This window comes from Escherichia sp. MOD1-EC7003, assembly GCF_002965065.1.
GTDB lineage: Bacteria > Pseudomonadota > Gammaproteobacteria > Enterobacterales > Enterobacteriaceae > Escherichia.
Genome location: NZ_PTRE01000186.1, coordinates 1 through 2,066, shown reverse-complemented (window position 1 = coordinate 2,066; position 2,066 = coordinate 1). Strand labels below are relative to the sequence as shown.

General features: G+C 46.4%; 2 protein-coding genes and 2 pseudogenes. All 4 read left to right on the top strand.

Translation table 11 applies throughout. From position 1 onward, the window contains the following. Positions 1-727: IS256 family transposase (locus tag A7090_RS23140; protein WP_123056984.1), on the top strand; the 727-nt coding region annotated here is incomplete at its 5' end. A 45-nt stretch (positions 728-772) separates the two neighbouring features. Continuing rightward, on the top strand, positions 773-1,351 hold the full coding sequence (locus A7090_RS23135) for a hypothetical protein (RefSeq protein ID WP_105275675.1): 579 nt from the start codon (positions 773-775) through the stop codon (positions 1,349-1,351). Positions 1,352-1,392: 41 nt separating this feature from the next. Beyond that, positions 1,393-1,884: pseudogene (locus A7090_RS23130) on the top strand (helix-turn-helix domain-containing protein); the annotation flags it as partial. A gap of 65 nt (positions 1,885-1,949) precedes the next feature. Further along, a pseudogene (locus A7090_RS23125) lies at positions 1,950-2,066 on the top strand (IS3 family transposase); the annotation flags it as partial.

Below are 2,066 nucleotides of genomic sequence, written 5' to 3'. Positions count from 1 at the left end.
CATTGTTTATATGGACTGCATTGTCGTCAAAGTCCGTCAGAATGGCAGCGTAATCAACAAAGCTGTCTTCCTGGCGTTGGGTATCAACACCGAAGGCCAGAAAGAATTACTGGGTATGTGGCTGGCCGAAAATGAAGGCGCAAAGTTCTGGCTGAGTGTGCTGACAGAGCTTAAAAATCGCGGTCTTCAGGACATTCTGATTGCCTGCGTGGACGGTCTGAAGGGCTTCCCGGAGGCGATAAACAGCGTCTACACGCAGACTCACATCCAGCTGTGCATCATCCATATGGTGCGTAACAGCCTGAAATACGTGTCCTGGAAGGACTATAAAGCCGTCACCAGCGGGTTAAAAGCAGTTTATCAGGCCCCGACCGAAGAGGCGGCGCTGATGGCGCTGGATGCGTTCGCGGGAGAATGGGACGATAAATATCCGCAAATCAGCAAAAGCTGGCGTGCACACTGGGAAAACCTGAATACCTTCTTCGGCTACCCGGCGGATATCCGTAAGGCTATCTACACCACGAACACGATAGAATCGCTGAACAGCGTGATCCGTGCGGCGATAAAGAAACGCAAAGTGTTCCCGACAGATGACTCGGTGCGTAAGGTAGTGTATCTGGCGATCAAGGATGCGTCGAAAAAATGGCGTATGCCGATCCAGAACTGGCGGCTGGCAATGAGTCGTTTTATTATCGAGTTCGGTGACCGCCTGAGCGATCACCTTTAATACGGTGACAGTTACACAGAATCATTTACAGGGTCAATTTTTATCATGAATGGTATAAGTGGAAGTGTTTATATTTGGTATCCAAAGAATGAAAATGTTGGGCATTGCTCATTACAGATAGGTAATAACAATTCTCCTGAATACTATGTCAGTTGGTGGCCGGATGGTAAGGCAAAATTCTTTGGACGAAATAGTGTACTAAACAGTTCTTTTATTCATAACAATGAGATTAAGCAGGCTCCCTACATCCTTATACCTAAAGAATATGATCTTCAGCTTGAAAACGGCCCCCCTCATGTAACCTATCATTTACATGATGATTGCTTTAATCTGGACAAAATGCGCGATGCATGGATGTTGATAAAAACAAAAAATAATCCTCATTACCGTATGATCGGAAAAAACTGTGCGGATATTGTTGGCAGAGTACTTACTGAAGGTGCTTCAAGTGCCAGTCGACGTTATGTATATAAAAATTCAAGGCCTGGGTTCTTAACGACGCCAAGAGATATTGCAGTCATGCTCAATCAACTGACAAGAGAGGGAGGAGTAGAGAAAATTGTATCACCGTCATGCCCAAAGCGACGTCATAGCCTTATGTATGTGTGCATGAAAATGCGTTAACTGTGTGATTCATAGACATCGTTTCACTATAATACCTCACGATGTACAGGGAAATTCAGCAGCGGCTACAGTGGGTAAAACTCTATGAAACGTCCGGTTATGCGGGATTTGTATGCCGTCGCTGTGGCATTTCTCGGCCCACATTGCGTAAATGGTGGCGCAGATATCTGGCTCAGGGCATTGCTGGTCTGGAAAGCCACAGCCGTCGCCTCAAGCGTTCACGATCAACGAAAACAGGCACTCGCGAAGTCGCTCTGATTCTGGAGTTACGTTCTCAGCGAAATCTGGGTGCAAGACGTATTCAAAGCGAGTTAAAACGACTTCATTCAATCTCACTGGCAATAGCAACAATCCACAAAGTCCTTTGCCAGAATCAGGTTAAACCTGTTGTTAAATTTCGGCGTAAAGCTGATTTCATTCGCTACGAACGTCCTGTTCCCGGTGATCGGGTTCAGATGGATACCTGTAAAATTGGCCCCGGCTTATATCAGTACACATCTGTTGATGATTGCACTCGCTACAGAGTCCTGAGGTGATCTTACCCAGCAATAGTGGACACGCGGCTAAGTGAGTAAACTCTCAGTCAGAGGTGACTCACATGACAAAAACAGTATCAACCAGTAAAAAACCCCGTAAACAGCATTCGCCTGAATTTCGCAGTGAAGCCCTGAAGCTTGCTGAACGCATCGGTGTTACTGCCGCAGCCCGTGAACTC